This is a genomic window from Segatella intestinalis (assembly GCF_029348455.1).
In the GTDB taxonomy this organism is placed as follows: domain Bacteria; phylum Bacteroidota; class Bacteroidia; order Bacteroidales; family Bacteroidaceae; genus Prevotella.
The window spans coordinates 232229-239139 of record NZ_JARJVV010000003.1 but is presented as its reverse complement, the minus strand read 5'-3'; the positions used below and the strand labels follow the sequence as shown (position 1 = coordinate 239139).

Sequence of the window (6911 nt, the reverse complement as noted above, 5' to 3'; positions counted from 1 at the left end):
GGGCCGTTACCCCGCCAACAAGCTAATCAGACGCATCCCCATCCATCACCGATAAATCTTTAATTCATTTCCGATGCCTTCTATAAATATCATTGGGTATTAGTCTTACTTTCGCAAGGTTATTCCCAAGTGATAGGCAGGTTGGATACGCGTTACTCACCCGTGCGCCGGTCGACGCCTATCGGAAGCAAGCTTCCAATATCGTTTCCCCTCGACTTGCATGTGTTAAGCCTGTAGCTAGCGTTCATCCTGAGCCAGGATCAAACTCTCCATTGTAAAATATCATTTTTACTTCATGTCTTGTTTCCAAGACAATCGGCGTTTGTTGTCTGTCTTAGGACGAATATCCTTAACTAAATTTATTGTAGTCTAAGAAAACCTGAATGTCAATTTCTTGACGGCTTGTTTCTTTTACCCAGTCTCAATCAACAACCCTATAATATAATAAGGTGTAATCAAGACCGCTTCTTGTACTACTTGTCTGTTTATGTGAAATCTTTCAAAGAACTCTTTTCTTTAGTTGCTTGGGAGAAGTGTATTTCTCAAAAGCGAGTGCAAAAATACAAACTATTTTCCAAACACGCAAGAGTTTCGACGAAAAAGTTTGAAAATTAACAGTTATTTAACAGTTAGGGTGAAGAATAAGAGACTTTACAGCCCCACTCTCATTATATTATACACACGGGAGCGCGGGTTGCGCGTGTGCGGGCGCACAAGCGAAGGAAAACATGATGTTTTCAATAAACAAAGCCTTACATTCTGACTTTCCGAAACCTGCCGAAGACTTACAACGCATATTCATGCAGTATATTCATGCAGTAATTGCCGAAAAACGAGTTCCAACTGCAAAACCATATCGCCCCAACTGGAAAAATATTTTTTCCCAACTGGGAAATTATTTTCTCACAGTTAAGCACAGCCTGCTGGCGAATAAATATACAGAAGCTTTCCTGCCACTGTTTTCCGGATTTTGTTGAGAGTTCATAAAACATTCCTGCTTAAGCCAAATCCGCAAGGCAAAGACTTGCCTCGCCTATTAAGGCCAATTCTGGTCGTCTATTAAGACCAACGTCAGCCACCTATTAAAACCAAGCCCGGTCGTCTATTATGACCGAAGCCAGCCATCTATTATGACCAACGTCAGCCATCTATGAAGCCTGAATGATTCCGAAATGAACGAGTGCATTCTTGACGCCATCCTCGTCTACCGAAGAAGTCACATAATCAGCCATGGCCTTCACCTCCTCATTGGCATTTCCCATAGCTACCCCAATTCCAGCCTCACGAATAATAGAAATGTCATTGCCCCCATCACCAAAAGCCATCGTCTCGGAAATATCAAGTCCCAAGTATTCAGCCATAACCTGCAAGCCCTTTCCCTTATCAGCCTCGCCCGATGTTATATCCGTAAATGCCGGATGCCATCTGCCCGATGTACAGTTGCTCAATCTCAGCATCAAGTCAGCCTCCTGTTCTGCGCTGCAGAAAGGCGTAAGTTGCAAGACATCCTCGTTCTTCAAGTCATCAAGACGCGTGCCGAAATCCAGGTTGACAACACCAAGTCCCTCAACAAAAACTTTTCGGACAATATCTGTAGGATGATAAACCACAAGATGACGTTCTCCCACCACGATGACCGAATAATCATTACGATCAGCATCAGCCACAACCTCGTCCACATCAGCTCGTAAAATAGGATGCAGACAAACAGTATGATTGCCTACAAAACATCGAGCTCCATTAGTAGTTATATATCCATCTATGAGATGTTCTATTTGACCTAAGTTATTAATAAGCATAATAGGTCGTCCCGTAGAGATGTAGACAGCCACCCCATTTCGTTTAGCATCCTCCAGCGCATCTACCGTACTCTGCGGAATCTTATGAGTACGGAAACTGACGAGTGTGCCATCAATATCAAAAAACAAAGCCTTAATCTTCTTATCCATCATATTTTTAAATTTTGCCTACAAAGATAATCATTTCAAAAGTTTTGAATGAAAAAAAGCTATTTATTTTTGTTAATAACGAAAAAAGCATTATCTTTGCGACATGAGAAAAACCTTTCTTATAACTCTGACAATCTTCGCCTTGACATTGATATCATGCGAGAAATTTGCGCTCGAAGAATCCGTTGACACAGGAGAAACTTCAGAGAGCAACGGCAACGTGACCCTACAAATAACCGAAGCAGAGATATCTCATTTCAAGAGAATTACATACAGCATCTTCCGCAATGGAGGAAAGGTGAAGAACATCAACCAGCAGAGTCCCTCCTCCACCTTTGGAACAGCCACCTTTGCCCTCACAGAAGGCGATTATCAAGCAGTCGTGATAGGGCACAATGGAGAAGGGAACGCCACCGTCTCGTCGCCCGAGAAAATCACATTCTCCGACAACAAAACCACCGATACATTCTGCTACTACGAATCATTCCATGTCACCGAAGACAATCTCAGGAAAGAGATCACTCCCCATCGGGTCACAGGAATGTTTGTGCTCCACATTAAAGACGCTATTCCATCAACAGCAAAGACCATAAAATTCTATTACACAGGAGGCAGCAGCACCCTCAATGCAACTACAGGATACGGATGCGTAAACAGCAGACAGACAGAAGAACGCGAGATGAACCCACAACAGAAAGACTACCGCATCTACACCCTGCCCCACAGCGACGCCAAGAAGTTGCACATCATCATCACCGTCTATGATCAGCAGGGTAATACAATCACAAAGAAAGACCTGAAAGACGTGGAAATCAAGCAGAACAACCAGACCATCTGCTCACTGAACCTCTTTGATGGCGAGGAAGACGGAAGCACAGCCGACTTCCACTTCGACCCCACTTGGGAAGGATATATAGAAGCAGAGTTCTAAGTCATAAGTCCTTCCACATCAGAACTGTAATGTTCCTTTTTTCCACAAAGCAAGACAATTTTAGTTTTTTAAATAAATGATAATATCATTTGTTTTGCATTTTAAAAATAATTCCATATTTTTGCATGCGATTAAAGGAATTTTAGATAAAGGAATGAAAAAGATTGTAACTATTTTCGCACTTTTAGGAACATTGCTGTCTGCCGAAGCCCAAAACACATTGAGCCTCGACAGTTGCCGTGCCATGGCACTCCGCAACAACAAGCAGATCAATGTCTCCAGACTTAAGAAAGATGTGGCTTACAACCTGCGCAAATCAGCCAGAACCCAGTACCTTCCCAAAGTTGACGCTATGGGAGGATACGAATGGTTTAGCCGCGAGATATCATTGCTCAACAAGGGGCAGAAATCCACATTGAGCAACATCGGCACCAACCTGTCGTCTAGCTTATCAGGCGGCATGAACGAACTGCTCGGGCAGATGGTAAGCCAAGGTCAGATATCGCCAGACGCAGCACAGCAGTTAGGACAAGTACTTGGCGAAAAGATGGCTCCCGTAGCCAACAAGCTAAATGCCACAGGCCAAGGCATCGTCGATGCTTTCCGCACAGATACACGCAACATATTTGCCGGAAGCGTAATGCTCCGACAGCCCATCTATATGGGCGGTGCCATCATAGCAGCCAACAAACTGGCAGACATCGGCGAGAACATGGCAGCCAACGATCTGGACCTTCAGACCCAGACCACCCTCTTCAGCATCGACCAAGCCTACTGGATGGTCGTATCACTCAAGCAGAAAGAGAAACTCGCCATCAGCTACCGCGACCTGGTAAAGAAACTTAACGAAGATGTTCACAAGATGATAAAACAAGGAGTAGCCACCCGAGCCGACGGACTGAAGGTAGACGTAAAGGTGAACGAAGCCGAGATGCAGATTACCCAAGTAGAAGACGGACTGGCGCTCTCGAAGATGCTCCTCTGCCAGCTCTGCGGTATTCCGATGAATCAGGAAATAACCCTTGCCGATGAGGACAAAGACGCACTCAACCTCAGCATCGCCAGCACCCATGCCGAGCAACAGGCAGCACTCAACGACTCATCGCTGAGCAGTCGTCCAGAGCTTCGACTCTTGCAGAACGTGACCGATGCTTCCAAGCAAGCCACCAACTTAGTGAAAGCAGCCTTCCTGCCCCATGTGGCACTTACTGGCGGCTACATGATTTCCAATCCTAACGTATGGAACGGTTTCCAGAAGAACTTCACTGGCGTATGGAACGTAGGAGTGCTCGTACAGATACCTGTATGGAACTGGGGCGAGGGAGCCTATAAGGTAAGGGCAGCCAAAGCCACAGCCCACATAGCCCAAATGAATTTCGACGACACCCGCGAGAAGATTCAGTTACAGGTAACACAGAGTCAGTTCAAGGTAAAGGAAGCAGAGAAAAAACTCAATATGGCCCGCAAGAACATCAACAGTGCAGAGGAGAACCTGCGTTGTGCCAACTTAGGATTCAAGGAAGGCGTGATGGATGTGACTGATGTCATGGCAGCCCAGACAGCCTGGCAGCAGGCACAGAGCCAGAAGATAGACGCCGAGATCGATGTGAAACTCACCCAGGTGGGACTCAACAAGGCACTCGGCATCCTGAGATAAACCTTTTAGAGAGAACAGACATTACACATACATTTCAGTTATTACACATTATTATATATATACCCATGTCAAAGAAATCACAACATAACAACATTCTGCTGGCCGTCATCGGTTTTACAGCAGTAGTCATTCTCGTAGGCATCATAGGTTTCTTTACCCTTGAGCGCGACGAAGACACCATACAGGGCGAAGTGGAAGTTTCAGAATACCGAGTATCCTGCAAGTTGCCAGGCCGAGTTGTAGAACTTCGCGTCAAGGAAGGCGACTATGTGCATGTAGGCGACACCCTTGCCATCCTGGAAGTACCAGAGATGAAATCGCAGGAGCAAATGCTGAAAGCCACCAATCAGGCCACCGAAGCCCTTAAAGACCTGACCGATGCCGGCGCCCGAAAGGAGCAGATCCAGGGAGCCTATCAGCTGTATCAGCAAGCCATGGCAGCTGCCGAAATAGCCAAGAAGACCTATGGTCGTATGCAGAACCTCTATGACGAGGGAGTCATCAGCGGCCAGAAGCGCGACGAGGCCTTTGCTGCCTATAAGGCTACAGAAGCCCAGGTAGAAGCAGCCAAGAGCCAGTATGACATGGCACGCAACGGCGCCCGCGAACAAGAGAAGCGAGTGGCAGCCAGCAACACAGAAGCCTCAAAGAGCGCTGTCGATGTAGTGAAGAACCTGCTGAAGGAAACCGTACAGATAGCACAGGTGGAAGGCGAGGTAAGCAATGTCTATCCCAAGGTAGGAGAATTAGTAGGTCTCGGCTCTCCCATCATGAGCATTTCCATCATGAGCGACATGTGGGGAACCTTCAATGTACGTGAAGACCACTTGGCAGGCCTCAATAAGGGCGACGAGTTCACCGCCTTTGTTCCAGCCTTTGGCAAAGACATCAAGATGAAGGTTTATTACCTGAAGGACCATGGGTCTTTTGCCACCTGGAAAGCTACCAAGGATAATGGCGACTACGACCGCAAGACCTTCGAGGTGAAGGCACGTCCCGTCTCCAAGTTGGAAGGACTGCGCCCAGGTATGTCGCTCATCATCAAGAAATAAAAAAGTGAAGAGTGAAGAACGAAGAGTGAAGAATTCTATTGTTTTACAACATAAAATTTAGGCTGTTCGTTAAGTTCAAAGTTCAACTTTTAAAGTTCTATGCTTAAGAAATTATATCATATTGCCCTGCGCGAATGTGGCATCATGCGGAAGAATCCCATTTACCTCTTCTGCATGGTGATATTCCCTATTGTCGTCATTCTGTTTTTCACCAGTCTGATGACAGAAGGAGTACCTACCGACATGCCTGTAGGCGTAGTAGACCAGGACCAGACAGCCACATCACGCCAGCTCATCCACAAACTCGATGCCTTCCAGACCACCAAGGTTGTTTCTCACTACGAGAACATAGCCGAAGCCCGCAAGGCTATCCAGCGCAATGAGATTTATGCCTTCCTCCTGATTCCTAAGGGAACAGAGAGCGGGCTTATGACTTCCAACCAGCCCAAGATATCGTTCTATTACAGCAGCGTCTCGCTTGCAGCAGGTTCCTTGCTCTTCCGCGATTTAAAGACCATTTCTACTCTTGGAGGCGCAGCGGCAGGAATGGCAAAGCTTTCCGCACTGGGCAAGACGAATGACGAGATCATGACATTCCTGCAGCCCATAGCCATCGACTTGCACATGACGGGCAACCCTTACGCCAACTACAACTACTATCTGTCGAGCGTGATGGTGCCTGGAATCATCATGTTGTTCATCTTCCTGATTACACCTTATTCTATAGGTACCGAACTGAAGTTCAACAGAGCAAAAAACTGGATGCGAATGGCCAACAACAATCCTTATCTCGCCATCGCAGGCAAGATGCTTCCACAGACGCTCATCTTCCTGAGCATTTTCCTCCTGTTCGAGTTCTACATCTACTATGTATTGAAGTTTCCCCATCCTGGTGGCGTTCTTCCCATTGTGCTGTTGGGCTTGCTGAGTGTGTTGGCTTGCCAGTGTTTTGGCATCTTCTTCTTTGGTCTGACCCCTTCACTCCGCATGTCGATGAGTATGTGTTCGCTGTGGGGAGTAGTGAGTTTCTCCATCTGCGGCGCCACCTATCCGCTTTTCTCTATGGACTCACCCATACAGGCCATCGGACAACTTTTCCCTATGCGTCACTACTACATGATTTACCAGATGAACGTCTTCAATGGATTCCCTATGAGCGATGCCGCTCTGCACTGGTGCGCCATGGTGCTCTTCTGTGCCCTTCCCATCCTCACCATATGGAACATCAAGAAAGCCATGCTGGTTTACAAGTACTTGCCATAGGAAAGCGAAGAGTGAAGAAAGAAGAGTGAAGAATTCAACGGCTTTACTAATCATAAAGT

General features: G+C 46.5%; 6 protein-coding genes and 1 rRNA gene (1 of these 7 cut by a window edge). 5 read left to right on the top strand and 2 right to left on the bottom strand.

All coding sequences use genetic code 11. The annotated features are described in order from the left end of the window. Positions 1-276 (bottom strand): 16S ribosomal RNA (locus tag P3T48_RS03095); it reaches 1146 nt to the left of the window's first position. A 452-nt stretch (positions 277-728) separates the two neighbouring features. On the opposite strand from P3T48_RS03095, the gene P3T48_RS03090 reads away from it, so the two are divergent. Continuing rightward, positions 729-977: a hypothetical protein gene (locus P3T48_RS03090; protein ID WP_276505596.1), complete on the top strand. Its 249-nt coding sequence runs from the start codon at positions 729-731 to the stop codon at positions 975-977. Between the two features lie 171 nt (positions 978-1148). Here the strand turns inward: P3T48_RS03090 and P3T48_RS03085 are convergent, their stop codons facing one another. Continuing rightward, on the bottom strand, positions 1149-1949 hold the full coding sequence (locus P3T48_RS03085; RefSeq protein ID WP_217758545.1) for a Cof-type HAD-IIB family hydrolase: 801 nt from the start codon (positions 1947-1949) through the stop codon (positions 1149-1151). A 103-nt stretch (positions 1950-2052) separates the two neighbouring features. Here P3T48_RS03085 and P3T48_RS03080 point away from each other — a divergent pair, with 103 nt between their 5' ends. The 4 genes from P3T48_RS03080 (at position 2053) to P3T48_RS03065 (ending at position 6852) form a co-directional block, all read left to right on the top strand. Beyond that, positions 2053-2880 carry a DUF6562 domain-containing protein gene (locus tag P3T48_RS03080; RefSeq protein ID WP_276505595.1) on the top strand — a complete coding sequence of 276 codons (828 nt, stop codon included), beginning with the start codon at positions 2053-2055 and terminating at the stop codon, positions 2878-2880. A gap of 154 nt (positions 2881-3034) precedes the next feature. After that, positions 3035-4537 carry a TolC family protein gene (locus P3T48_RS03075; RefSeq protein ID WP_276505594.1) on the top strand — a complete coding sequence of 501 codons (1503 nt, stop codon included), beginning with the start codon at positions 3035-3037 and terminating at the stop codon, positions 4535-4537. 65 nt (positions 4538-4602) lie between these two features. Then, complete coding sequence (locus tag P3T48_RS03070; protein ID WP_276505593.1) at positions 4603-5589, top strand: HlyD family secretion protein; 987 nt, start codon at positions 4603-4605, stop codon at positions 5587-5589. A gap of 99 nt (positions 5590-5688) precedes the next feature. Further along, the gene (locus P3T48_RS03065) at positions 5689-6852 is read left to right on the top strand and encodes an ABC transporter permease (protein ID WP_276505592.1); all 1164 of its coding nucleotides are present in this window, start codon (positions 5689-5691) and stop codon (positions 6850-6852) included. Positions 6853-6911 lie beyond the last annotated feature (59 nt).

Coding starts and splice junctions, on each gene's coding strand:
- P3T48_RS03090 (WP_276505596.1), top strand. CDS start 729: ATGATGTTTTCAATAAACAAAGCCTTACATTCTGACTTTCCGAAACCT.
- P3T48_RS03085 (WP_217758545.1), bottom strand. CDS start 1,949: ATGGATAAGAAGATTAAGGCTTTGTTTTTTGATATTGATGGCACACTC.
- P3T48_RS03080 (WP_276505595.1), top strand. CDS start 2,053: ATGAGAAAAACCTTTCTTATAACTCTGACAATCTTCGCCTTGACATTG.
- P3T48_RS03075 (WP_276505594.1), top strand. CDS start 3,035: ATGAAAAAGATTGTAACTATTTTCGCACTTTTAGGAACATTGCTGTCT.
- P3T48_RS03070 (WP_276505593.1), top strand. CDS start 4,603: ATGTCAAAGAAATCACAACATAACAACATTCTGCTGGCCGTCATCGGT.
- P3T48_RS03065 (WP_276505592.1), top strand. CDS start 5,689: ATGCTTAAGAAATTATATCATATTGCCCTGCGCGAATGTGGCATCATG.